This is a genomic window from Thermacetogenium phaeum DSM 12270 (assembly GCF_000305935.1).
Classification (GTDB): domain Bacteria; phylum Bacillota; class DSM-12270; order Thermacetogeniales; family Thermacetogeniaceae; genus Thermacetogenium; species Thermacetogenium phaeum.
On the sequence record NC_018870.1, the window covers coordinates 1,198,911 to 1,223,432 of the forward strand.

The following is a 24,522-nucleotide window of genomic DNA, read 5'->3' on the forward strand; positions in this document are numbered from 1 at the left end:
GACAAAACGAGGACAGGGGGGAATCTGATAGATGCCTGAACTGAGGCAGGATCCTGTCACCAAAAAGTGGGTGGTTATTGCAATAGAACGCAGTAAAAGACCCTTTGACTTTCCGGTTCGGCAGGAAAACATAAAGGGCGGCAATTGTCCTTTTTGTGTCGGAAATGAGGATAAAACTCCGCCGGAGATTATGGCCTTTCGGGAGGAGGGAACAGAACCGGATACACCGGGATGGTGGGTAAGGGTTGTTCCGAACAAGTTTCCTGCCCTGGACCCCAAGTTAAATGAAGCTCCGGAGCAAAACTTTTATCTGAAGATGCCGGGTGCCGGTGTTCACGAGGTGCTGATCGAATCACCGGACCATGATTCATCTCTGGATAAACATTCATCACATCAGGTAAGAGAGATATTCAAGGCCTGGCGCGCCCGCTACCAGGCACTGATTAACAGAGAGCCCCTTAAATACGTCCAGATTTTCAAAAACGAGGGCTCTATTGCCGGCGCCTCACTGTCTCATCCCCACAGTCAGCTGATAGCGACTCCACTGGTACCTCCGGTGATCGCCGAAGAATTGAAAGGGACACAGGAGTACTATGGAGATAAAGGGAAATGTCTTTATTGCGATATGATCTCCCAGGAACTGCGGGAAAAAGCACGTATTGCAGTTGAGAATGATGATTTTCTGTCTTTTTGCCCTTTTGCATCGCGGTTTCCTTTTGAGACCTGGATCATGCCGAAGTGGCACCAGCCTGGGTTTGAGATGATTGATGACGGTATGCTCAGCAGCTTAAGTGAGATCGTCCAGAAAACAGTACAAAAAATCACCGGCACCCTAAACAACCCACCTTATAATATTGTTCTGCATGCGGCACCTGCGGGTTATAATGATGTCGCTTTTTACCACTGGCATCTGGAGATTTTGCCGCGCCTTACAATTGTTGCCGGCTTCGAGTGGGGCACCGGAATTATTATCAATCCTACGCCACCTGAGGCGGCGGCGGAATACTTAAGAAATTATGATAACGAGAAAAATGCTGAAAAGGAGAGATTGTCATGGCAGCAGATTCATTAAGAATCCTGTTCGTTTCAGCTGAAGTTGCTCCCTTTGCAAAAACCGGCGGCCTGGCCGATGTGGCAGGATCCCTTCCTAAGGCATTAAAGAGGGCCGGTCATGACGTGCGGATCGCCATGCCTAGATACAAGCAGATAACGGAAGGCGAATATCTGCTGGATTACCCTGTAGAAATGGACCATCACCTGGAAACGGGGATAATTAGAAAAACCATGATCAGGGGAAATGATGTTCCGGTCTATCTGATAGACAACTATAAATATTTCTACCGCGATGGTATCTACGGTTTTCCCGATGAGGCTGAGCGCTACAATTTTTTCTGCAAAGCCGTTCTCAATATGCTGCCGCAGGTAGATTTTCAACCGGATGTCATTCACTGCAATGACTGGCACTGCGGACTGATTCCTTTAAGTTTGCAGACAAAATACGCAGAAGATCCTTTCTACCGGAGAATTGCCACCCTCTTCTCCATCCATAATCTCCAATACCAGGGCATATTTCCTAAGAACGTTTTGCGGCTTATCGGTTTAGGGGAAGAGTTCTTTAATCCGGAGCGCCTGGAGTTTTACGGCCAGGTCAACTTCATGAAGGCCGGGATCCTATATGCGGACGTTATCAATACTGTTAGCAATAAGTATGCCCTGGAAATACAGACGCCGGAGTTTGGAGAGCGCCTGGACGGATTGCTCCGCAAAAGATCTCAGGACCTTTACGGGATAGTCAACGGGATCGATTATGAAGAAATGAACCCGGAAACAGATCCTTCAATCTACCAAAACTATGGAATTAAGACTCTGGATTTGAAAAAAAAGAATAAATATGCTCTTCAAAAGGAAATGGGGCTTCCGGTAGAGGACACACCTCTTTTGGGGATCATCACCCGCCTGGTAGGACAGAAGGGGCTTGATCTCATCGCCGATGTCTTTGATCAGCTGATGAGCCTGGGGGTTCAGTTCGTCCTGCTCGGAAGTGGAGAGGATTACTATCAAAAGCTATTTTCCGAATTAAAAATGAAGTACCAGCAACAGGCGGCCATTAATCTCGGCTTTAATGCGGAGTTAGCTCAAAAAATCTACGCCGGAGCTGACGTCTTCTTAATGCCGTCCCGCTTTGAACCCTGCGGCCTCAGCCAGATGATCAGCCTGAGGTACGGAACAATTCCGGTAGTTCGTGAGGTAGGGGGGCTGGCAGATACGATAACGAACTATAATGAACAGACGGGAACAGGCAACGGGTTCTCCTTCAAACCTTATGAACCAGGTGCCTTCCTGGAAGCCATTAAACGCGCCCTGAAGATCTATCGTCAGCAGCCCGAACAGTGGAGGCGCTTGATGATTCGGGCGATGCAAAGCGATTTCTCCTGGGACCGGTCGGCCGGGGAGTATGTCAAACTCTACCGCAAGGCTATGGAAAAAAACCAAAACACCCGGTATCGAATGGTGGTTTAGGGATACCGGGTGTAGTAAACACTAATTAGAGTGTCATTCAGGGGGAGTCTTGTTCCTTCTTTGATTGAGGTTGAGAAGATCGATTTTCTGCACCTGGTGGTCGGGCAGCGGGCACCTTAGTTTAGGAGCCTCATCTGCTTTAAATTCTACCTCTTCAACAAACTCCGGAGGGCAGCCGCCGGTCTCCAAGAGTCCCGGAGTGTTTGCCAGATAGAGAGTCCCATTGTGGCGCGGGTCGGTACACACCTTAAGAACGATCACATCATTTTCTCCGCTCCCGGGTCCGTGAATGTTGCAGGATTCTGTCGGCAGCTGATCTTCTCCATTCCCCCCTCTTTCTCCCTTTATAAATACTGCGCTGATTCTGTTGGGGCAATAGGGTGTTGCTAGCAGCCCGGAATCAGGGCAGATCTCTGCCATGACATGGACATCACAGGTATCTTTGGGCTCTGTCCCCGCCACAAACAGTTCGCTGATTAAATGGTTCGGCGGGCAATAGGCATTGGGCAGTTTTCCCGACTTCAAGCAGATCGTTTTCCTGACAATATTACCCGGCCGCGGAAAGTCTCGAACCTGTAGCCCCTCGGTTGCCGTTTGCATGACAGCTTTCCAGACTAGCGCCGGGAAATAACCTCCTGCCGCACGCCGGTCCTGAATGCTTTTTTCTTTATCAAACCCCATCCAAACCGCACCTGTAAACTCGGGTGTGTAGCCTACGAACCAGATATCTACTGTATTTTCCGTGGTGCCGGTTTTGCCGGCAACGGGCCGGTTTAACTGCGCTCTCTGCCCTGTTCCGTCCTTAACGACCGTTCGCAACAGATCGGTCATGATATAGGCCGTTTGTTCTGACATGACGACCCGCTTCTGGGGCTTGGCGTCATAAAGAACGTTACCGTTGCGATCGAGAATTTTGATCACCGCATGGGGTTTTATATAAACTCCCTGATTGGCGATGGTGCTGTAAGCCCCTGCCATTTCCAAAGGGGAAATGCCATAGGTGATTCCACCTAAAGCCAAGGAAAGGTTTCGGTCGCGCACCGGGTCGAGGCTTGTTATGCCGAACCGCTTGACGAATTCATAACCGTAATCTATACCGATATGGTTCAAAAGCCTTACTGCGTAGGTGTTGATGGACCACTGAACTGCCGTCCGCATAGGAATAAGTCCCCTGTATCTGCCGTCGTAATTGTGAAATGTTTTGTTTCCAAAGGTAACAGGGGAGTCCTCTAACACCATGGCCGTGGTGATGCCTTTTTCCAGAGCAGGAGCGTAAACTGCAAGGGGCTTAATGGCGGAACCCGGCTGGCGCTTGGCCTGAGTTGCTCTGTTGAATGACCGCTGCTGTGTGTACTTTCTTCCGCCTACCAGGGCGACAATTTCTCCGCTCTTGTTGTCGAGGAGCACCATCGCACCTTGTACCTGTTCTCCCTGCTGGTCTGCAGGAAAAAAGGAGCTATCGGCAAAAACCTCCTCCATTTTTTCCTGCACTTTTGGGTCCAGTGATGTGTAGATCTTCAAGCCTCCCCGATAGATCAGCGTCTGGCTGTCCTCATGTGAAAGCCCCTGCTCCTTAAGGATTTGCTCTGTTTCTGAGATTACATGATCTGTATAGTAGGGATGATCGTAAGCAGAGGCAATTTCTCCTTCCTGGTACTTGAGCTTTTCTTTTTTGGCCTTTTCGGCCTCAGCGGGGGTAATTTTCCCGTACTTAACCATCAAATCAAGAACCAGTTCTTGCCGCTTTTTCGCCAGTTCTTCACTATTGAAGGGGTTGTAATTGTTCGGACTCCGAACAATACCCGCCAAAACGGCGCTTTCGGCTAAGGTCAGATCCTTGGCATTTTTATTGAAGTACAGCTGAGAGGCTGTTTGAATACCGTAAGCGCCATTACCGAAATAGATGCGATTCAGGTAGAACTCCAGAATTTCATCTTTCGAGTAGCGGCGCTCTACCTGTATGGCCAGAATCGCTTCCTGAATTTTGCGCTTGAAGGTTTTTTCAAATGTGAGGAAGGAATTCTTAACGAGCTGCTGAGTTATTGTGCTACCCCCCTGAGCTCCGAATCCTCCCTTGAGGTTGGCTATTAAAGCCCTTCCGATGGCCTCCAGATCCACCCCGTGGTGCTCGTAGAAGCGGTGATCCTCAGCCGCAATGAAGGCTTCGGGTAAGTAGGGGGGTAAATCCTTTAGAGATACCGGAGTGCGGTTTTCTTCCGCGAAGACCCTTGAGGCGGGGCGGCTGTTCTTGTCATAGATGATAGTTGATTCGCTTCCGGCCAACTTTTGCGGGTCCCACTCAGGCAGAGAGAAGACTGCTCCTGCGACATAGCCACAGCCGACACAGAGCAAGGCGATTCCCAAAATAACAGCAATCAGCAGCGCAATACGGAGAAAGCTCACTCTTTTTTTTCTCTTTTTCTTCCCCGAACTTTTTGTCTGTTGCGTTCCCATTTCCCTGTAGGGCATTTTGCTCACCCATTTCCTTTAAAGGCTAATGATTACTCCGCGTTCTCCGTCAATTTCGAAGAGCCGGGAGAGCCTGTCAGTATGGACAGGTTCAATTCTTTGGATTGCCTAATGGCTTCTTCTGGAGCGACGACGGTAAGTACATCGTTTTCCCTAATGATTGTATTCGCATCGGGAGAGACAAACTCCTTCCCGTCACGGCGGATCGCCAGGATTGTACCCCCGGTGCGGCTGCGAAACTGCGTTTCCCCAAGGTTTTTTCCGATGAGAGGGGAGCCGGGCTCAACGCGAAATTCATGAATGCGCTGAAATCTGGTGGCCATTTTAAAGGTATAATCGAGCAGCTCATCAGTCAAACGGATGATCTTCAGATCGAGTTTTCTGCGCTCTTCTAAATAAGTACCCAGCTGCTTTTGAATGTCTGACAGAATCTGGCGCTGGCCGTACTCGGCAAGGTAATTTTCGGCCGCTATGTGGGAACAGACAACAACGCCGATTCCCGGTTGAACTTTGACAACTTTTCGCTCTTCCAATATGGCCAGGGCGCGCCTGATTGTCTCCGGAGATACGTTGTATCTTCCTGCCAGATAAGAACGGCCGAATATTCGCTGGCCCTCCCGGTATTCCCCTCGAGCAATGCGGGTGGCGATGTCTACGGCGATTTTTACATAGCGGGCGGAACGGCGTTGAGTATCCTCAGGCACCGGACGTCATCCTTCCCAGAAAATTAGATATAGATACTCTTCTAATGAAGTATAGCACATCGCTTGTTCTGCCGGAAGTTTTGATTTCGACGGATTTCAGGGCACCTGTTGAAAAACAGGCAGGTATCGGATATAATATGAGCGTGCACAATAGAAGAAAATGCCGAAGTGGCGGAACTGGCAGACGCGGCGGACTCAAAATCCGCTGAGGTTAGCCCCTCGTGTGGGTTCGACTCCCACCTTCGGCACCAGGAAATCCAAGGCTTTGCGGCCTTTTAGGGCGGTGAGAAGTTGCCGTCCTTTTTCCTTTGTTTGGGGGAGTTGCCGCCCATTTGCCGCCCAAAAAGTTCTTCAAGGGCATCAGCAACTTCCTTCTGCAGGGTCGGGATGACGTGGGAGTAGGTGTCGAGGGCCATCTCCATCTGGCAGAAGGTACAGGAACCACAGCTTAATGCCAGGCTCCCACCGTGCGTGCAAAGTGTCGCTTGATGCTCGCCCTGGTGGGCCAGCTGGAGGTGGTTAAGGAGCAGATAGCCGCTTATGATAAGGAGATCGACCGCCTTTTTCAGCAGCACTCCGACAGCAAAATCTTCGCTAGCCTTCCTGGAGCGGCCAGAAGGCTGGCGCCAAGACTGCTGGCGGAGTGGGGCGACGAACGTGACCGTTACGAGAACGCGGCTGTGGTTCAGGCTTTAGCGGGCACCTCGCCTGTGCTCTTTCAGAGCGGCAAGTACCGATTTGCCAGACAGCGCAAGTCCTGCGTCAAACCTTTCCGGCGGGTAATGCATCTCTTTTCCTTCCAGAGCATCAGGTGGGTTCCCTGGGCAAGGGAGTATTACTATGCGAAGAGATGCCAGGGGAAAACTCACCACGAAGCTTTGCGGGCTCTGGCGAACATCTGGGTCAGGACTATCTTTGCCATGTGGAAAAACCGCACTTGCTACGACGAAGCTGCATTCATTGCCGCCCGCTCCAGGCATTTTAACCGGGTAGCGTGAGGTCTGGTATTTAGTTGTCAATGTTCTAAAGCCGCCAGCGGGACAGGGTTTGAACCAACCCACGCCGGGCGCAAGGGGATGCTTTGTCCTTTAAAGGCTGTAAATGTTTATACTAACAGTGAAAAAATTTAATTTCCTCATTGACATAGAAGGTCTTTCACTGGGGTGTTTTGCAAGGAAGCCCTACAGGCTGGGGAAGTCGGCGTGGGGGCACCTTTTTTTCAATTCTTCCAGGAAAGCGGCGGCGTCTGCCGGGGATATCAGGGTGAGGCCGGTGAAGCCGTGACCGTGCCTGATCTCCAGCCGGTTGAGGGAGAGGGCGGCGCCCGACAGGGGGGACCTGGTGCGCCTGACACTTTGGATCCTGCCGAAGGGGATTCTCTCCCGGAAGGGCCCGCATTTGACCAGGAGCTCCGTTTCGGTGATGGTGTAGCCAGTCCCGAACCAAATCCAGCCTACAAAAATAATTGTGGGAATTAATATTGCCAGCGCGGCCCATTCGTGGTCACGGATTGCAAATACAAGCGACAGTAATAAAGCGAGCCAGACCACCAGGCCGAGCCAGAGGTCTTTTTTCGACGGGAAATACATATCGACGGCCTCCTATTCCGACCTGTACTTCTCCTGCCGCTCGAAGAGCCGCTGGGCCATCTGCCACTGCATCTTGATGATCTCCAGAACCTGTTCCGGCCTCACTCCGCACTGGGAGGCGATCTGGATCACCTGGTCCCACTCCTTCAGGGTGTAGTCTCTGGTCGAGAGATACTCGGTGTAGCGCTGGTAGGGGGGTGGGGAGTTCTTCAAGAGGGCGACCATCACCCCCACGATCCGGTAATCGTTTTTCAGGATGATGTCCTCATACTCCGGGTTGGCTGCCCTCAGCACAGGGCCTTTCTCTGGGTCGTTGGAGTAGTACTTCAGCGTGGCCTCGGAGAAGCCTGCGGCGATGTCGTGCACCGCCACGACGATGTCGCCCGGCTTCGGTGCGGAGGCCTGGCGGCAGACGGCGTAGTCCCCTTCGTGGATCCCGACCCCGATCATGCTGTCGCTCTCAACCTGCAGGGCGAAGTCGGCCCTCCAGTCAGCCGGGATGTCCAGCTCCCTCTCAAAGTTCTCTACAGCCATGATGGGCACTCCTGCCCGGATCCTCCCCAGCACGGGTATCCTCCGGCACGAGGAGAAGCGCCGCTCTCCGGCTCTTCCCAGGTAGCCTGCGGCGGCCAGCAGCTCCTCATAAGGCACGCCCAGGCAGGGGGCGAGCTTCTTTAAGGTTTCCGGCGTCGGTTTGGTCTCCCCGCGCTCCAGCCTGGCGATGGTGGAGTTGTCCACCCCGCAGGCGGCGGCAAAGCGGGTCTGGCTTTTGTATCCTGCCTCTTCGCGGAGCCTTCTGAGCATCTTCCCAAAATCATTCTGCTCCACAGCAAAGCACCTCTCTTTTCCAGTCATTATAATCAAACTCTTGCACAAATGCATACCAGGTCAGGAAAATTTTAAAATATTTTGTTGCACGGTTGCCAATGTATGTGTTAGTATAACCGATACTCCGCGTGTCAGATTATTCCATTTTACTTTTATTTGGTTGATGATAGAATTGACACTCATTTTTTACGACCTGGATACCAGGGCAGTGGCTTTAGATAAACTTCCTCAGGGTCATAACCGGCCCATCTCACCAGGTTTAGAGCTTGTTTATTGCAATTACTGGGGAAAAGGCGTTGTCCGTTAACGATTACGATCATGATGAAGCTGAAGTATTCCATAATAGTTTTTGTTGTAGGGCGGTCAGTTTTCTTTTTCCCCGGCAGCAGCACATATTCCTTGTTCTCCTTCAAGCTTTTGCGCACCCGGTACTCCAGGTAGGAAGAGATTAGAAGCACCAGGATAAAAACATAACCGAGAGCCTGGATGCGGTTGGGTTTTTCCAGATAGACAGGGCCAAGATAAACGGGGCTTTTCAGGAAACGAAACTTGTTTTCTATAGAAGATTGGTTTTTGTATTCCTGGAGAATCCTGCGATCATCCCACTTTTTCTTATCCCTGACATTGGCTATCAGAACAAAGGTAGACTCTTTCTGGCGGAGTTGCTCATAATAGTCTGGTTTCATTTCTCCGATCCGGCATTGACACTGGTAAGTGATAGAGATTGTTGGTTCTTCCCCTTTGCGGGGTCGGCCTTTGCCGGAATAAGAACGCTTTTCTTCAACCTTTATTTCGCCCTGAGTTGTAAAGCCCATTTCTTCAGCTTTTGCTTGAAACTTTTTGAGGGCAGTTTCAGCATCAGGCGCACAGGCAAACTTTTGCTTTGCTAGATCTTTTGCCAGCTTTTGCAGTTCTTCTTTTTGTTTGGCGATGCGTTTTTTCAGTGTTTTTTCTTTCTTTGCATCCAGTACTGAGGAATAAACCACTACAAAATCATACTTTCTGCCGTTTAGCTCTCTCTGTATAGCAAAGGTTTTGTAGTTTGCAGCCGTTTTAGCGTCGCTTAAAGGGCCGATATCATTCCAGTTATCGGCTTGCCAAGCCAGGTCTTTGAGTTCCTGGGCAAGATTAAAGGTTTCCGGAAGTCGGGAGATGAACTGGATATGTTTACGGGACAGTTCATTTAAGGAATCTGTTGACACGATAGCGCAATCGGAAACAAAGACGACATCCTTATACCCCTTTTTATTGAAAAACTCAGACATCTTGAGTACTGCCTCTGGGTTCCAAACTTTATCTGATTTATTGCCTGAAAAGATCTGTCCCATCACCGGGTGGCCATTCTCTTGAACTGCAGCGCCGATCTTGAACTGTTTTAGATCGGGACGATGGTCTTTACTATGGCCGTAAGTGATCAGAAAGTCTCCAAATGCATCATTTTCATTAGCTCCCTGAACTGATTTGGTGGTCCCAATGAGCAAAAGACTTTTCCAGTTCTTCCATCTTTACTTCGGACAGTTTATCCAAGGCACGGCCATAGGCATCGTCATTGAGCTGGTCTACGGTGACATCTACACCGTCGAAGAGCAATTTGAGGTCCTGTTTTGCCCAGAATTCTTCCACTCTCCAGAGGGGTTTACGGCCGCAGAAGATACAGACGATCAAGCTTTCGATGAGCAGTCCAGGTGAGATTTTGGATCTGTCCTCATCCCATTCGACCATCTGGTTAACTATCTCCCCGATCTTTGCTGTACGGCAGAGCATGGTGATTACCGGGACAGCCCCTGGGTTTACTGTTGTGATATAGGGCATTTCAAAGGTTTTATTGCTATTTTCCACCCTTTTTACCTCCAATAATGGTATCTGGAGGTAACGCGATTTGTTCTGAAATTCCTCCTTCTGTTTGAAAAAATTTTAGTTTTTTCATTTTAATTCTTAATTAATTCTTAATAACCAGTTAATGACATGCGGAGTGGCGGGTATAAAACCAATGTGGAATCAATGCGACAAAACAGCAGGGGGTGAGACCGTGAAGAAGATCGGGATCAGGCCTGGCGTCCTGAATGCCCTGCAGGAAAAGTACTCCCTCAGCGATACCGGATTAGCCCGCAAAATCGGCATTGATGTTTCCATGCTGTGGCGGATCAAGCACGGGCGCAGCAGGCCCGGCGCGGGGTTCATCGCCCGGACGCTGGCCGTATTCCCGGAGATCAACTTTGAAGACGCATTCTGCATCGAGGATTTGCATGGAAGCGATGCAAAAAGAGAGGGGAGTGAGCGGGAGTGAGAGATAAGGGAGCCCGGGAGCAGATAGAGGGGAAGGGGGATGCGCTAAATGCCTGAAATGCCGCCGGTTTTGAGCGTGAAGGAAGCTGCCGGATACCTGGGAGTGTCTTCATGGACGGTCTACGAGTACTGCCGCCAGGGGAGTGATTCCCCACCGCCGGATCGGCAGGCGGATCCTCATCCACAGCGATGCCTTGGCGAGCTGGTTCCGGGACGGGGAACAGGAGCAGCGGGGAGGCGCCCCTGCGGGTTCGCCAGCTGATGCTGGCTGTGGCCTCATCGGGGCGAGGCAGAGCGGCGGGTTCAGGGCATCCGGGAGGTGATCCGAAAGTGGACAGGATGCAGCTGGAGGACGAGATGGATCTCTTGCTGGGGAGGATATCTCAGTGCAGCCAGCAGATCCGGGCTGTCCAGGCCGCTCTGCAGGAGCGGCGGAAGCTGCGGGAGGAGCTGCGGAGGCTGGCCCTGGCCTATCAGGAGGCAGTCGAGGAAGAAGGTGAAGAAGAGCGGGCGTGCCCAGTGGGGGCGGCTTTGCAATCTGCTTTGTAAATCTCTGAGAAGGAGAGGGGATCGGCTTGGCGATCAAAGGCATCAGCGACGTGCGGCGCATGCCGCGGCTTGGGAAGATCCGGCTCGGGGTCAGGGAGACCAGCCGGCGGACAGGCGGTGAGTTCCCCCGGGCGGTTGACTACTTCGTCTGCAACCCCGACCAGTCCACAAGCGAAGCTGCTGCGGAGGCCTTCCACGCCGTTTACGGAGACAGGCCGAAGGAGCTGGAGATCATGTTCCCTGTTGACGACAGGGAGAAGTTGTTCGAGCAGTGGTACAGGTGCTATGGGAGCGGTACCGGCCTGCTGTGCAAGGGGGATGGGGAGACGGCGGTGGAGTGCGACCGGGAGACCGGAGAGATCCGGGAGGTCGAGTGCGAGCCCTGCAGCTGCGAGTGGCTGCGGAAGAAGCACTGCCGGCCGGTGGGCACCCTCCAGTTTCTGCTCTACCGGGTTCCGGGGCTGGGGGTCTGGCAGATCGACACCAGCTCCTACTACTCGATCGTCAACATCAACTCCGCAGTAGACTTCATCAAGGGGCTTACCGGTGGCCGGATTGCGATGATCCCGCTGAAGCTCGTGGTGAGGCCGAAAGAGGTCACTGTGGAGGGGAGGAAAAAGGTGATCTACGTCCTCGACCTGGCCTGCGAGCAGATCCGGCTGGAGGAGATCCTCAGGGCAGCCCGGGCTCAACCTGCCCGGCTGGCGCTTCCGGGGGTGGACTTCGACGAGGCCCCAGACGGCCTCTACCCTGCGAGCCTGATCGCTGGCGAAGTCCTGGAAAGCACCGCCCCTGCAGGGCAGCCGCCTGGTGATGGCGTGACGCCGCCTGGTGACGGGCGAAGCTTCACGCTCACAACCGGCAGGGACGGGGGAGAGACGAACTTCCTGGAGCCCCTTGAGGCGGGTGGATGCGGCCCCGGTGCCGCCAGCCGGGAGCGAGGTGAGGGGGCTAAAGGGCCTGCCCAGCCGGTGCCTCTTGCAGGGGCGCCTGAGGCCGGAGAGGCGCAGAAGGCTCCGCATACCTGTGGCTGGCGGGATGGTGAGACCGGAGGGAGCCAGCCGGAGGCCCTCTGCTGCGCCTCCTGCGACGTCGAGGTCAGCCCTGGGGTCTCTTCCTACAGCTCCCGGCGCTTCGGCCGCGGCTGGACGGCCCGGGCGGCAAGCGTGAGGGTTCTCTCAGGGCCTGTTTCCCTGGCTGCCCGCTTCTACTTCTCCCGCTGCCCGCCCGGCGACCTGGACAACTACCTGAAGGCGGTTGCCGACGGCCTCAAGGGGATCGCCTACCGGGACGACAGGCAGGTTGTCAGGATCACCGCAGAGCTGCTCAGCTGCCGGGCGGGTGAGGAGCGGGTGGAGGTAGAAGTGGGGCATCTGTAAAATTTACCATCCTTGTGTTAAGATGGTTTCAAGAGAGGGAGGGCGGTAAATTGCTTGATAAAATACGCCGATATTTAAGCGGCAAGGGGGATGGAATCAACGCTGATGCTGCAGGCAGCTGCTGCCCGGGGCCTTGCGGCGAGATCCACAGCCTTGCCGCATCATTGCCGCGCTATGACTGGAGCTTCAAAAGAAAGGACATCCCGGCGAACGGGATCTACCTCTTTTACGAAAAGGGAGAAAATAGGAGCGACGGCACGCAGCGCATTGTCCGGGTAGGCACTCATGCAGCTGACGGCAGGCTTCCGGGCCGGCTCATACATCACTACAGAGGCAACCGCTACAGTAGCGTATTCCGCTGGCACCTGGGCAGGGCGCTGCTGCGGTTGCAAAACGCTCCCAGGCAGGTAATAGAAACATGGGAAATCAAGAACGGGCCAAAAATGCCGGAGGTGGAAGACCTCGTTTCCCGGTACATGAGCAGCAGCTTCCAATTCTCATGCCTCGCTGTTCCTGATAAAGACGAGAGACTGAAGCTAGAAGCCTGGCTTATCTTTATTCTTTCAACCTGCAGTTCCTGCTCCCCTTCAGCGCACTGGCTGGGACTCTGGTCGCCGGAAGCCCTCATCCGGAATTCTGGCCTTTGGAACGTGGACCATGTGCCTGCCTTTGTAGGGCAAGGGACAAAACTGCGGGATAGATTCGAAGAGCTCATCGAGAGGCAGCTGAAAGGGGTGGATGGCAGGTGAGCGTTCCAGTAGTCTGTTTTATTCCCTGCTGCAAGGCAAAAGAAGATACGGGCAAAACAGCTATACCTTGCTTCCAGCCGGATTCTGTGCTGGAAGAGACTTACCGCAGGCTGGAAAGAGCCCGCCAGGGCATGAAGGGCTGTGTTGAAACCGCTTCAAAGAAAACATCTGCGTTATATCTCTACACTGGACATTTCTACTCTGTTGAAGGCCTGGTGGATGCGGCAGAGAATCTCCTGTGCTCGGGCCGGATGCGCCTTTTTATTATCTCCGCAGGCTACGGCCTGCTCGATGCGTTTGAGCCTTGCCACACATACGAGGCTGTGATGTCCGGCCGGACTGCCAGGTACTGGCGTGACGCCGGCCTCGCCGAGATCATCGCTGAAATATGCCTTAAATTGGAGCCGGATCACGTTTACGGCTTCTTTGCAGGTTCGCCCGGGTGGTCAGGTGCGGGCGCAAAGTACCGTTATTTCTTTACCGCCGGGGTGCAGCAGGCATTGAGAGCAGGATGGGTTCCTACCCGGGCCGGGTGCTTTTACAGGAGAAGCGGCAGAGGGGTCACAGCTATTATGCAGGCATTGGGTAAGTGCTTTTGTGAATTTCTCAATGCGGATTTCCGGGAATCGTTTGTGCAAAATGTAATGTTAGACGGTTTTTGCTGGAATGGTGTGGAGATAGGTTATGAGGAGGTGTCTTAATGCGCAAGGCCGACTTCCAGGCGCGGGTGCGCAAGATCGAGATAGTCAACCGGGTTGCTCAAGGACCAGTTCACCTAGTCCCTGCAGATCACCTTAGGGGACGTCGCCCTGACCGACGAGAACCTCTGTGAGCTCAGGCAGTTTCGGCCGAACGAGGTGGTGAACGTCGTGTTCACCCCCACCCAGGTCTCCTTCTTTGACCACCTGGAGAGCATGACCTGGCGGAGCGAGGGCGCAAGTGGCCAGAGGCAGGCGGGGCGGAGCGCTGCGGAGAGCGATGGAGAAGGGGTCGAAGACCTGCTCGTGGACGAAGAAGATGGTGATGAAGCGGCTCCAGAGGGGTGCGTTGTGGCTGAGTGGAAATTTACCGAAGGTGCTTGACAGCGGGAATTCTCAAATCTACACTGGAGTCAGAGTAACCGGCAAATTTTTCTGCCGGTTTTTCTCTTTTTCGGGGCATCTTGTGCGGGGGCGGTGCTTGCCGGTCGCCGCCTCCCTGAGGCCCCGGGAGCATTACACTGAGGGAGGTGAAGCTGATGGCAGTAAATTCCGTCATGGTGGGGTCAACCCTGAGGATCACCGTGCAGACCGGCACCGACGCTCAGGGGAACCCCAATCTGGCCACCCGCTCTTACCGGAACGTCAGGCCTGAGGCCACTGATGCCGACGTCCACGAAGTCGGGGAGGCCATCGCCGGGCTACAGTCGAACCCGGTCAGCTCCATCGGCCGGGTCAACGACCTCGAACTCGTAGAGGTCTAACTGCATACTTCGGAACCTTTAAAGCCTTACGGTAATATGTCAAGATCCAAGGACCAAAATTTCTAAGAAAATTTTCTAAAAAAGCGCATACCAAACTAAGCTTGTTTCCAGAGGTAAATGGAAAAAAGCAACATAAATGGTTCATCGGTTGAGAGACAATAGTCAGGTGGTGATATGAATGATGCTCCACGCACTGTAGCGTCTTATCCGTTGTGGTCTTTCGGGGTAAACCCTACTGGAGGGTCGATGCAATATTATGATATGAAGCCGTTGCTATTAGCAGAAGAGCCACCCGACAGACTAAACCTAAACCACCTTTCTCTGCCCCTGGGGCACGTATAGTTGGTTGCTGCGTAGCAGAGCATCAACCACCCGCACGAGTTTACGTGCGGTCAGAACCAAAGCACGGCGATGGTGGTGAGTGGAACTCTATTTAAACTTACGGGCATAGAACTCGGCAAACCTGGGGTCCCATTTACGCACGCTGTCGGCGGCCATTACAAAGTAATAGCGCAGGTACACGTTGCCGGTTTTCGTAAGCGGTGTGTCATCGGCTTCAAACTCGCCTGACTGGTGTTTCCGCCAGGTGAGGCCGGCAAACTTGGCGACTGCCTTCTCGTTGTCGAACCGGTGGATGTCGCCGATCTCGGCGATTATTCCGGCGGTACAGACAGGCCCCATGCCCGGCATCGACTGCAGAGTGTTCGGAAAGTGTGACAGTTCTTTCTCAATCGCCCTGTCAATACTCTTGACCTGCTGTTCCAGGGTGCGGATGGTCTGCAAACTGGTGGCCAGGATCAGGTTCACCGGCTCCAGGAGGCTTCCGTGCAGCCTGTAAGCGCAGGCTGCGGCATGCTTTAAGGCCTTGGCCGTAGCTTCGGGGTTGGAGAAATGACTCTTTCCCTTCTCCATCAGGAAATCAATTAACTCATCAAGCGGTCGTGCCGCAATCTCTTCCGGAGAAAGGAACTCGGTCAGGATCGCCTCCGAGGTGGCCCCGAAGATGTCGCTCAGCACCTTGTCCTGGCAGATGGTATTGAACTTCAGGAACAGGTTGGTCAGAAAATAGTTCTTCTCCCGGGTGATGGTCTGGATCAGGTGGTAACGGAACCTGGTCAGCCGCTGGAGGGGCAGGTAGCGGAAGTCCACCTGGCAGCTCTCGGGCAACCGTCCGAACCTGAGCCGGTCGGCGATCACCAGGCAGTCGAACCAGTCATCCTTCGGGATATCGACGTACTGTTTTCTGAAGTTGGCGATCACCTTGGGATTGAAGACGTACACCTGGGGGTGAAAGGAAGCCAGCAAAGGCTCACCGGCCAGGCGCATCTGCAGGTGCCAGCCATAGACAGAGGTGGACTCCATGCCGATCCGCAGGGAATCAACTTCGTTGGCGCCGCAGATCTCCACCAGGTACTTAACAAAGGACTCTGCACCCGGATCGTCGTTCTTGCAGCGAATGCGCTTGGCGATCTCCTCGCCCTCTGCGTCAAACATCCGGGCCTTGAAATCTTTCATGCTGACATCGATACCGACAAACAGTTTCATCAGTTTCACCCCCTCCCAGGGAGGAATTGTGCGAGATTATGCGGGGTCCCAGGCACCATAACCGGTCAACAGCCTCGCCGGAAACAACGCTTTCCTGTCAGGACCTTGTTCTATCCAACCTGCTACCATTGGACAGGATCTTGACAAGTTGCGCAACTTACGTGTCAGGGGTACAGGTTATGGGCTGGGGGTCAGGCTTTCTAAGAGGTCGGACCTCAAGGAGTGACATACCTACCCAAAACATAATCTCACGACTACATTTTGCCTGGAACTCCACCAAAAGTGAATACCCAATTTCCAGTTGTCAAGGAGCATCTTTGATCCAAGCCGGGCTTCTTTTAAGGGCTGGATCAATTGGTGTTACAAAAACTATCTTACGAGGAGTGAAGGAGGTGAGCCAAGAGTGATCAGCAAGACTTTGGAGTTGATATTCACAACCGCCGGGGGAGGCCGGCTGCGGCTCTCCGTGCCCGATCCGCGCCTGGACCTTACCGCAGAGCAGGTGAGCGCCGCCATGAGCACAATTGCGGCCAAGAACATCTTCACCTCTGGGACGGGGGGCATTGCCGGCATCCTCAGCGCCCGCATCGTCACCAGGGAGACAACGGATCTCATCTCAGTCTCATAACCAGTCGGCGGAGCCCTTTGGGGGCAGGCGCGGCGGAAGCAGTGGGGTGGGCAGTGCCCATCCATTTTTCATCTTGAGGAGCGAAGAGAGGGAGTGAAGCAGTGGAAGAGATCTTCAAGCTCATCGCCAACTACGGCTTTCCGATGGTCGTTGCCGGCTACCTTCTGGTCAGGCTGGAGCCTATCCTGAAGGAGTTCCAGAAGTCGGTGACAGTCCTGACGATCGTCGTGGCCAGGCAGAACGGGGCAGACTATGAGGAAGCCCGCAAAATGGTCTTCGGAGAGTGACGGTGGAGGCGCTCTTCCCCGCAGGTGATTCCCGCCTGGGCGGCGCCGAATGCCCCACTTTACAGGGAGCGGCTCAGCGGTGCCGCACCGGCTTACCTCAGAGTGTGGCAGCCGCCGGCAGGGAGGAGGCGGCAAAGCCGCAGGCGGTCTGTCTTCATCCAGTGGGGAACTGAAGCTGCTGCCCGGTTGTCAGAGGAGGCCCGGGATTTCCGGCGGCATCATCTCGTCATCAGAGTGAGAATTCCCATTTTGCGCGGCATAAAAGCGGGGAGGGATCGCTGTGAACTGGTCTTATGTGATCGTCCACCACACTGGGGCGGAGGAGAGGGATGCGGAGCAGGTGCGCCGCTACCACCTCTCTTTAGGGTGGCGCGACATCGGCTACAACTTTGTGATCGAACGGGACGGGAAGGTTGCTCCCGGCAGGAGCCTCGATCTGCCCGGTGCCCACTGCCGGGCTGACGGGATGAACTCCAAGGGGATCGGAGTGGCGGTGATCGGCAACCTGGAGAGCCACCCGCCCCTGCCCGGGCAGGCTGCGTCTTTATTGGAACTGCTGGCCGACCTCTGCAGGCGCTTCGGCATCCAGCCGGACCAGCTCCTCGGCCACCGCGAGGTGAGGGGCGCGGCCACCGACTGCCCGGGCAGATACCTGGACATGGAGGGAGTGCGGCGGGAGCTGGCTGAGCGCCTGGCGTCAGAGGAAAAGGTTGCCTACCAGACCCCGCCCTCCCAGGATGGTGAGATACCCACACATCAGGCGTAGCCGCCCTCAGGTCTCTGGCGCGTTCAGGCCGGTGCCTTCGCCACCAAAGAAAAGGCCGAGGCTTTGGCCGAAAGGCTTTGGGCAGCTGGCTTCGAGGCCTGGGTCGTCCCGCCTAGGGCCGCCTCAAGGGAGGAAGCCTGAGGGCTCATCCTTTCCTTTAGCGCCCCGTTTGCCGGGAGGGGAGGGGTGGAGCAGCCCTGCTTCTGTGCCTCATCCTGTGCCGTGTGGTGGCTTCCGACAGGAAAATTTTTTCTACAGCGAAGCATAAAAAGAAAGGAGATTTCATAGAATGGAAGCTCTCGTGTGAGGGGTGGCTTTATGGGTCAGGTTAGGCTTGAGGTACTTGTCTGGGCGCTGGTCGTGAAAGCGGCCTTAAGGTGACTTTTTGGAACCAGGAAAATCAAATCAATTCATGGGTGGTGAAAAAATGCCTTTTTCGCCGTTCAATGCCAACGATTTTGCTTTGATGCAGCAGGTAAGAGAGGGGCAACTGCTCCCTCAGCCGCTGGCAGAGCAAGATAGAGGATTTGCGAAGAGATTTGTGCTCGTTCCCGGAGTACGACCTGGAGTTCTTCCGCAAGAGAATCGTGCGCCGGAGTATGCGAGGGGATAAGGGCATGGTTTTTGGACCGCCGCGCACCCACGACGAGCATTGGTTTTTGTACACGGTCGGCGGCGGGGATCAAGACGAGGTGCAGTTAAACATAGGAATGTATCCGGAGTACATCCGCGTTGGCCTCGGCTTTCAGATAGGGCGCCAGGTTGCACCGAAGATTCCCGCGTTCCGGGTGTTTCAGACTTTCCTAGGGGTCCGGCCACCTCTTCCGTTCCGCGCTGCTTTTTACTACTGCGTTGCGCGAAATGGTTTTGGCATAGAAATACAAGGGGATCCTAAGAAAGTGGGGCCAGATGATGTCTTGCGCTACCTCGAGACCTATGTTGTTCCAGCGGACGGTTCGCCAGTTTTTGTGTTTGTGGGGGCACTGTGGGACGTGCAGGAAGCAGCGAACAAGACCATCGATGCCTACCGAGAAGTGTTTCTAGAGCTTATGCCGTTTTACGAGGAACTCCTGCTTGCTGGGGGGCGCTATGTTTTCTATTCTTCTTAAGCATTCTTGAGGAGTAGACGGTGCAGCTGTTTGTCTATGAGGGAACGGTAAGGAAGCGAAGCAGTACGTGCCCGGGAGACGGGGCTAGTTACTTAGTGAAGAACTCTAAAGTAGTAACTATGAGTTTCACTGGTGATGAGTTTCGCTAGTGGAATGAAGCTGGAAGGAATTTTTTACTATCTGGCGAAGGATTACATTTAGGGTGATGCAATTGGCCCAGTTTTTGCACATACTGCCAGAAGAAGGGAGAAACCCAATACCTTCAAGCGGGTGATGCAGTTGCTCCAGCTTTTGCGCCCACCCCTGGCCGGTTAGGAGTTCTTAGTGTCTCCGGCTCTCCCGGGGTCAAAATAGGGATGTATACCAGTTGATAGGGGGTAGACTGGTAGAGAAGCGCGACACACTGTATTGCTGTGGAACCACGACCCCCCTAGATTAAACAGACACTGCGACCAGTGGCAGTGTTTTTCTTTTTTGGAGGGCGCCCTACAGGAAAATGTTGCATTCTGGCGAATAGTTCAAAAAGTACCAATTTTCTTGGCTGGTTATCCAGCCGAGGAAAACGCAGCTTAAACCTAATTGATGGGCCCGTGGCCCAGATTCGGAATGTAAGGGGAGGAACCAGTGGTGAAAAAGAAACCTTGGTTTATACTTCTAGCGGTTTTGGTTCTCTTGGGAGGCGCTTCGCTCTTCAGGTGGGAGAGAACATCGACGAAGAAAGAAGGGGATTTGGATGTAACCTATGCTCGCGATCGCTGGACGGGAAGTAAGTGGATTATTTTAAGCGGGAGCGAAGATGACAAAGTTTACGTCAACGAAAGGATACCATATCTTGCTTCTAACCTTGTTAGAGCAAGGCAGCAGGATGTTTTAAAACGCCCGGAGTTCCAGAAGAGAATATCTGAGGTGGAGGAAAAGAAAAAAGCTGTTAGCACTAAAGCAGAAGCTCTGGGAGAGGCGCACGATAGCTATGAGGAATTAGCCGAGGCGTGTAAAAAAGATTGGGAACGAGAAAATCCGCCAACAAGTGAGAAGTATTTTGATACTCTTTTTGAATGGGCGGAACTTTTATGGTCACCATCTACTTCTGTTGGTCCGCCACTACCTATTCCCTTAGATTCAGATAACGATGCCATTACTTTCTTAAAATCGCATATTCCACTTGAGCTAATCCAGGCTGAAAATGAGTACAGAGAATATTATATGGATCTTTGGAAGTTAAAAGAGGAAGAGGATGCAATAAAAGAGAAAGCGCAGTCAACTGCAGAAAGAGAACTCGCTCGCGAAATACAGCGAAAGAGCAACATTGCTACTTGTGCTTGGGCGTGTCTCCTTGTCTTGGTTGCTGGTTCTGCACTTTACCTTTATTTAAAAGATATTAAAAGTTCGGCTTTGGCTTAGAAAACTAGGATTTTTTGGGATGCTTGGAAAAAGGGGCTTTTGTCAGGCATTTGTGTTTAGAGGGTTAAGGTAAGTTTTTCTGCTTAAAGCTTTTAACCTCTCAAAATGGTAATGGCTAAATTCTCCATAGTTAACTCAAAATTAGTTCAGCATTTGCTTTTAGTTAAGGGAAGACGAGGGTATCACCTAGAGAGTAAATCCCTGTATTTTCGAGCAGAATATGACAGGCTGCCAGTCGCACGACATTGGACGGTGTTGAAAATACCCTCGCCCCTTTGGGGGACGGAAACGCGTAAACCTGACCGATTGGGCAGCTTTCTCCACGCGCCCGGCATGGGCGTTAACCTGGTGGTGAAAGTCCGCTGCAGGCGAGCCAGCACGTGTCTGCTAGCCGAAGGCAAGGGTGTTCATCGCGAGGTGGGATCTGGTGAGGCCGATGAGTTCGCGGGAAGAGCGGATAGAGCAGAAGACCTCGGGAGGAGCTTGCCTGCGGGAGGAAGTGGTGAAGCCACAGGGGATTTCAGGAGGGCTGAGCTCCGGGTGCCCTTAGGTCGCGGCACGAGGCGGGGCGGCACCTGGCGGAGACAAGGCAACGCCCTGATAGGCCCTGATGAGCTTCACAAACGCTGCTATAGGCTTCGTCAAGCTTGGTGAACCGCCGGACAATGTGACTTTATTAACTTGTGGTGCTAATTGCAGGAATTAGAACTTTCAGTTGGGAGGAAAATTGACAAAGTTTGGCGAAAACAATCAAAAGAAATCGCTGCCAGGATTTTATTGCAGGGGTTCCAGTCCGATCCGCATCATCAGCGTTGGCGAAACACAGCTCAATGGTGCTAAAACACTTTTGAAGGGTTCATATTTGGGCGTGGTAAAGAAAGGGACAATTCTTTGATATGCACGAGGGCGTTGACTGGGAGATGGTTTTTGAAACTGGGGACATAATTAGCGGCCCAATCTTCCCCGAACCTGTCAGGGTGCTTGCTGTCAGGCCTATTGGGCCGGCGCTTACCAAAATAGAGGCTGTCGGCGTTAACTCGAAGAAATACTATGACCCTGTCCTGAGCCCCGCTGAACTTGCTGCCATTACCAAAACCACTGAACAATCTACTGAGTTTACGGGTAACGCCGAGCACGTGTTTCTTTACTTAGAGGGGATGCGGATCCGCAATGCCTTTCAGTTTGATCCCCTCTATGGGGTGAGCGTTTCGCAGGTCGATGCCCTGCCGCACCAGATTGAGGCAGTCTACCATTACATGCTCAAGAGCCCCAATATTCGCTTTTTGCTGGCTGATGACCCGGGTGCCGGCAAGACCGTTATGGCCGGGCTCCTTTTAAAGGAATTGAAATACCGGGGTCTGGTCAATCGGGTTCTGATTATTGTACCCGGGCACCTCAAAGAGCAGTGGCTTAGGGAAATGAAGGAAAAATTCCAGGAACGCTTTTTGATCGTCGACCGCGGTGTCATCAACGCCAGTTGGGGGCAGAACGTCTGGACAGAGAATCATCAAATCATTACTTCCCTGGATTTCGCCAAACAGGATGACGTCATGTTTGCGCTGAAAGACTCCTCCTGGGACCTGGTGATTGTAGACGAAGCCCACAAGATGTCCGCTTATAAGTACGGGGAAAAGATCAATAAAACCGCTCGCTATCAATTCGGCGAGCTGATCTCCCGGATCACCAAATACCTTATTTTCCTCACCGCAACTCCGCACCGTGGCGATCCGGAAAACTTCCGCCTTTTCCTGGATCTTCTGCAACCCGGATTTTTCGCCAACACCAGAATGCTGGCTGACTCCATTCAAAATAAGGACAACCCGCTTTTTTTGCGGCGGCTCAAAGAAGACCTTAAAGGTTTTGACGGCAGGCCGCTGTTCCCCCAACGCAAGGTAGAGACGGTGAAGTATCGGCTGAGCGATGCCGAAAAGATCCTCTACAATGCCGTCACCGATTATGTGGAGAAAAATTTCAACAAAGCCATACAAAAGGAGAAGCGCAACGTCGCTTTTGCCCTCACCATCCTGCAGCGCAGGCTGGCATCCAGCGTCAGGGCTGTGCGCAAGTCTTTAGAGCGCCGCCGTGCCAGGCTGGAGGACCTGTATAAAAAGGGGCAGCTGCTTCAGGAAGTGGGTTATACGGAAGAATACCTGGAAGACCTGGAGGAGAGCCAGCGTTGGCAGAAAGAGGAAGAGCTGCTGGAGAAGCTCACATCGGCGGAAACGCTGGAGGAGCTGAGGGAAGAGATCAACAAGCTGGACGAGCTTGTGGCTCTTGCCAGGGAAGTGGAGAAGCAGGAGATCGAGACCAAACTCAGCCGGCTCAAGGAAGTACTTGACGATATCAAGGTGCGGGAAAGCGGCACCAAAATCCTCATTTTCACGGAGTCCAAGGATACGCTGGACTATCTAGCAGAAAAGCTCAGGAAATGGGGATATGCGGTGACAACCGTCCATGGCGGAATGAACATGGATGCCCGCATCAGGGCCGAGCATGAGTTCAAGCACAATGCCCAGGTGATGGTGGCGACCGAAGCGGCAGGCGAGGGGATCAACCTCCAGTTCTGCTGGTTGCTGATCAATTACGACATCCCCTGGAACCCCAACCGCCTGGAACAAAGGATGGGGCGCGTCCACCGCTACGGTCAACGTCACGATGTGCATATTTACAACATGGTGGCGGTGGATACCAGGGAAGGGAGGATCCTGGAAAAGCTCTTTGAGAAGCTGAACCGCATGAAAGATCACCTGGGCTCCGACCGTGTTTTCGATGTCATCGGCGACATCCTGCCGGGGACGAGCCTTAAAGACCTGATTCTTGAGGCCATTGCCAATCCCCAGAGCACGGACGATATCGTGGCAGAGATGGAACGCATCCCTGATGAGGAGGTAGCCCAGCGGGTCAGGGAGGCGACGATGGAGGCGTTGGCCACCCGTCATATCGACCTCTCCCGGATCCTTGGCGAGCAGCGGGTCGCCCGTGAGAACCGCCTGGTGCCGGAATATATTGAAAAGTTTTTTCTGCGGGCGGCCCAAACGCTCGGGATCAGAGTAGAAAAACGCCAGGATGGCTTCTGGCGGGTGCCAGCAGTTCCTTTTGAGGTGCGAAATCAGCCCTACGAATTCAAAATTAAGTACGGCGAGGTATATCGGGAGTACCTGAAGGTTGCTTTTGATAAGCAACAGGCCTCTGATGGGCAATGCGAGTTTGTCACGATGGGCCATCCCTTGATGGAGGCCGTTTTGGAAGCCATCTTTAAGAAGTACCGGGATGATGCTTCCCGCGGCGCAATTTTTATCGATCCCGATGGCAGGAAGAACGGGCTGTTGTGGTTTATGACCGGGGAGATCAAGGACGGGAGAGGAGAGGTAGCCGGCCGCAAGCTTTTTTGCATTTACCAGCCTGCCGATGGCCGGATGACTGCTGTCAATCCCTCTCTGCTCTGGGACCTGAAACCGGCTGGTGATGACTCACCTGAGCCGGAAGCAGAGGTTTTGCCCGCCTCACGGGAGAAAGTTGTCGCCTTTGCTTTAGAGCAGCTGGTGCTTCCGTACCGTGAAGAGTTGCTGGAGCAGAGGAGGCGGGATGCCGCCATCAAGGAAAAATATGGCCTTAAATCCATCGATTTGCTGATCCTGGAATCGGAGACCAAGCTCATGGAGTATGAAACTAGGAGGATTAAAGGAGAAAACATCCCTGATGTCACGGTCATCCAGGAACAGCGGAGACGGGAGGACCTGGACCGGAAAAAGGAGCGGCTTCTGGGCGAGATCCGCACCCAGACCAGCCTGTATTCTTCCGAACCGTCTGTCCTGGCCGTGGTCCGGGTGGTGCCGGGAGTTTCTCTGCAGGAAGGGATGGCGAGCGATGAAGAGATAGAGAGGGTGGGGATGGATGTGGCCATGAGGTATGAGGTGGAACAGGGCAGACAGCCGGAAGATGTCTCCGCCCAATCTCTCGGTTATGACATCCGCTCCGTCGACAGGGACGGGAACTACCGCTACATCGAGGTTAAGGCCAGGGCGAGGTCTGGAGCCATCGCTCTCACCCCCAACGAGTGGGTGATGGCCAACCGCCTTGGAGACGATTACTGGCTCTACGTGGTGGAGCAGGCGGCAACAGTTCCACAGCTTTACCTGATCCAGAACCCGGCAGCCTGTTTGAAGCCCGATGAGCAGGTGGAAATTGTGCGGTATGTGGTGAAAAACTGGCAACCTGCAGCGCAAAGGGCTGATGTATAGCACAGGTATA

The 24,522-nt window shown here is 53.4% G+C and carries 24 protein-coding genes, 1 tRNA gene and 2 pseudogenes; 20 read left to right on the forward strand and 7 right to left on the reverse strand.

Going from position 1 to position 24,522, the window contains the following annotated elements:
* The first annotated feature begins 31 nt into the window (after nucleotides 1-31).
* The gene (gene galT, locus TPH_RS05910) at nucleotides 32-1,072 is read left to right on the forward strand and encodes a galactose-1-phosphate uridylyltransferase (protein WP_015050281.1); all 1,041 of its coding nucleotides are present in this window, start codon (nucleotides 32-34) and stop codon (nucleotides 1,070-1,072) included.
* On the forward strand, nucleotides 1,054-2,520 hold the full coding sequence (gene glgA, locus TPH_RS05915; RefSeq protein ID WP_015050282.1) for a glycogen synthase GlgA: 1,467 nt from the start codon (nucleotides 1,054-1,056) through the stop codon (nucleotides 2,518-2,520). Before galT ends, glgA begins: the two co-directional genes overlap by 19 nt.
* Before the next feature lie 33 nt (nucleotides 2,521-2,553).
* Here glgA and TPH_RS05920 read toward each other — a convergent pair whose 3' ends face one another.
* Entirely contained in the window at nucleotides 2,554-4,923 is a 2,370-nt protein-coding gene (locus tag TPH_RS05920; protein WP_158502659.1) for a transglycosylase domain-containing protein, read from the reverse strand.
* Between the two features lie 98 nt (nucleotides 4,924-5,021).
* Nucleotides 5,022-5,693 (reverse strand): TrkA C-terminal domain-containing protein, encoded by a 672-nt coding sequence (locus TPH_RS05925; protein WP_015050284.1) that lies wholly within the window; start codon nucleotides 5,691-5,693, stop codon nucleotides 5,022-5,024.
* 162 nt (nucleotides 5,694-5,855) lie between these two features.
* Here TPH_RS05925 and TPH_RS05930 point away from each other — a divergent pair.
* Both TPH_RS05930 and TPH_RS05935 read left to right on the forward strand, forming a co-directional pair.
* A tRNA-Leu gene (locus TPH_RS05930) sits at nucleotides 5,856-5,944 on the forward strand.
* Between the two features lie 216 nt (nucleotides 5,945-6,160).
* Nucleotides 6,161-6,691 carry an IS110 family transposase gene (locus TPH_RS05935; RefSeq protein ID WP_015050285.1) on the forward strand — a complete coding sequence of 177 codons (531 nt, stop codon included), beginning with the start codon at nucleotides 6,161-6,163 and terminating at the stop codon, nucleotides 6,689-6,691.
* A 183-nt stretch (nucleotides 6,692-6,874) separates the two neighbouring features.
* On the opposite strand, the gene TPH_RS05940 is transcribed toward TPH_RS05935, so the two are convergent.
* From TPH_RS05940 to TPH_RS05955, 4 genes are all read right to left on the reverse strand, one after another.
* Nucleotides 6,875-7,282: a PH domain-containing protein gene (locus TPH_RS05940; protein ID WP_015050286.1), complete on the reverse strand. Its 408-nt coding sequence runs from the start codon at nucleotides 7,280-7,282 to the stop codon at nucleotides 6,875-6,877.
* A 12-nt stretch (nucleotides 7,283-7,294) separates the two neighbouring features.
* The gene (locus TPH_RS05945; RefSeq protein WP_049886082.1) at nucleotides 7,295-8,137 is read right to left on the reverse strand and encodes a LexA family protein; all 843 of its coding nucleotides are present in this window, start codon (nucleotides 8,135-8,137) and stop codon (nucleotides 7,295-7,297) included.
* Between the two features lie 152 nt (nucleotides 8,138-8,289).
* The gene (locus TPH_RS05950; RefSeq protein ID WP_015050288.1) at nucleotides 8,290-9,591 is read right to left on the reverse strand and encodes an IS1634 family transposase; all 1,302 of its coding nucleotides are present in this window, start codon (nucleotides 9,589-9,591) and stop codon (nucleotides 8,290-8,292) included.
* On the reverse strand, nucleotides 9,554-9,949 hold the full coding sequence (locus tag TPH_RS05955) for a DUF4277 domain-containing protein (protein ID WP_015050289.1): 396 nt from the start codon (nucleotides 9,947-9,949) through the stop codon (nucleotides 9,554-9,556). Before TPH_RS05955 ends, TPH_RS05950 begins: the two co-directional genes overlap by 38 nt.
* A 190-nt stretch (nucleotides 9,950-10,139) precedes the next feature.
* On the opposite strand from TPH_RS05955, the gene TPH_RS05960 reads away from it, so the two are divergent.
* From TPH_RS05960 to TPH_RS05995, 8 genes are all read left to right on the forward strand, one after another.
* Nucleotides 10,140-10,397 (forward strand): hypothetical protein, encoded by a 258-nt coding sequence (locus TPH_RS05960; protein ID WP_015050290.1) that lies wholly within the window; start codon nucleotides 10,140-10,142, stop codon nucleotides 10,395-10,397.
* Between the two features lie 48 nt (nucleotides 10,398-10,445).
* The gene (locus TPH_RS15110) at nucleotides 10,446-10,658 is read left to right on the forward strand and encodes a helix-turn-helix domain-containing protein (protein ID WP_015050291.1); all 213 of its coding nucleotides are present in this window, start codon (nucleotides 10,446-10,448) and stop codon (nucleotides 10,656-10,658) included.
* Nucleotides 10,659-10,726: 68 nt separating this feature from the next.
* A complete protein-coding gene (locus tag TPH_RS05970) occupies nucleotides 10,727-10,945 on the forward strand; it encodes a hypothetical protein (protein WP_015050292.1) in 219 nt (72 codons plus the stop codon).
* A 26-nt stretch (nucleotides 10,946-10,971) separates the two neighbouring features.
* Entirely contained in the window at nucleotides 10,972-12,324 is a 1,353-nt protein-coding gene (locus TPH_RS05975) for a recombination directionality factor (RefSeq protein WP_015050293.1), read from the forward strand.
* Nucleotides 12,325-12,374: 50 nt separating this feature from the next.
* The gene (locus tag TPH_RS05980) at nucleotides 12,375-13,073 is read left to right on the forward strand and encodes a hypothetical protein (RefSeq protein WP_015050294.1); all 699 of its coding nucleotides are present in this window, start codon (nucleotides 12,375-12,377) and stop codon (nucleotides 13,071-13,073) included.
* Complete coding sequence (locus TPH_RS05985) at nucleotides 13,070-13,774, forward strand: hypothetical protein (RefSeq protein WP_015050295.1); 705 nt, start codon at nucleotides 13,070-13,072, stop codon at nucleotides 13,772-13,774. Before TPH_RS05980 ends, TPH_RS05985 begins: the two co-directional genes overlap by 4 nt.
* Nucleotides 13,775-13,942: 168 nt before the next feature.
* The gene (locus TPH_RS05990; RefSeq protein ID WP_015050297.1) at nucleotides 13,943-14,155 is read left to right on the forward strand and encodes a hypothetical protein; all 213 of its coding nucleotides are present in this window, start codon (nucleotides 13,943-13,945) and stop codon (nucleotides 14,153-14,155) included.
* A gap of 155 nt (nucleotides 14,156-14,310) precedes the next feature.
* Complete coding sequence (locus TPH_RS05995; protein WP_015050298.1) at nucleotides 14,311-14,535, forward strand: DUF1659 domain-containing protein; 225 nt, start codon at nucleotides 14,311-14,313, stop codon at nucleotides 14,533-14,535.
* A 306-nt stretch (nucleotides 14,536-14,841) separates the two neighbouring features.
* Here TPH_RS05995 and TPH_RS06000 read toward each other — a convergent pair.
* A pseudogene (locus TPH_RS06000) lies at nucleotides 14,842-16,080 on the reverse strand (IS110 family RNA-guided transposase).
* 403 nt (nucleotides 16,081-16,483) lie between these two features.
* On the opposite strand from TPH_RS06000, the gene TPH_RS06005 reads away from it, so the two are divergent.
* The 8 genes and pseudogenes from TPH_RS06005 to TPH_RS06045 all read left to right on the forward strand — a co-directional run bounded on the left by TPH_RS06005 (nucleotide 16,484) and on the right by TPH_RS06045 (nucleotide 24,512).
* Nucleotides 16,484-16,708 (forward strand): DUF2922 domain-containing protein, encoded by a 225-nt coding sequence (locus TPH_RS06005; protein ID WP_015050300.1) that lies wholly within the window; start codon nucleotides 16,484-16,486, stop codon nucleotides 16,706-16,708.
* A 101-nt stretch (nucleotides 16,709-16,809) separates the two neighbouring features.
* Entirely contained in the window at nucleotides 16,810-16,995 is a 186-nt protein-coding gene (locus TPH_RS06010; RefSeq protein ID WP_015050301.1) for a YvrJ family protein, read from the forward strand.
* On the forward strand, nucleotides 16,992-17,168 hold the full coding sequence (locus TPH_RS15390) for a hypothetical protein (protein ID WP_155990783.1): 177 nt from the start codon (nucleotides 16,992-16,994) through the stop codon (nucleotides 17,166-17,168). Before TPH_RS06010 ends, TPH_RS15390 begins: the two co-directional genes overlap by 4 nt.
* 107 nt (nucleotides 17,169-17,275) lie before the next feature.
* Nucleotides 17,276-17,761, forward strand: a complete 486-nt coding sequence (locus tag TPH_RS06015; protein ID WP_015050302.1) for a peptidoglycan recognition protein family protein — start codon at nucleotides 17,276-17,278, stop codon at nucleotides 17,759-17,761.
* Between the two features lie 21 nt (nucleotides 17,762-17,782).
* Nucleotides 17,783-17,902 (forward strand): annotated as a pseudogene (locus TPH_RS16465) (SPOR domain-containing protein); the annotation flags it as partial.
* A 386-nt stretch (nucleotides 17,903-18,288) separates the two neighbouring features.
* Nucleotides 18,289-18,870 (forward strand): hypothetical protein, encoded by a 582-nt coding sequence (locus tag TPH_RS06030; protein WP_155990782.1) that lies wholly within the window; start codon nucleotides 18,289-18,291, stop codon nucleotides 18,868-18,870.
* Nucleotides 18,871-19,497: 627 nt separating this feature from the next.
* Nucleotides 19,498-20,271 carry a hypothetical protein gene (locus TPH_RS06035; RefSeq protein WP_015050304.1) on the forward strand — a complete coding sequence of 258 codons (774 nt, stop codon included), beginning with the start codon at nucleotides 19,498-19,500 and terminating at the stop codon, nucleotides 20,269-20,271.
* Between the two features lie 896 nt (nucleotides 20,272-21,167).
* Nucleotides 21,168-24,512, forward strand: coding sequence for a helicase-related protein (locus tag TPH_RS06045; RefSeq protein WP_015050306.1), 3,345 nt, complete (start codon nucleotides 21,168-21,170; stop codon nucleotides 24,510-24,512).
* Nucleotides 24,513-24,522: the final 10 nt, after the last annotated feature.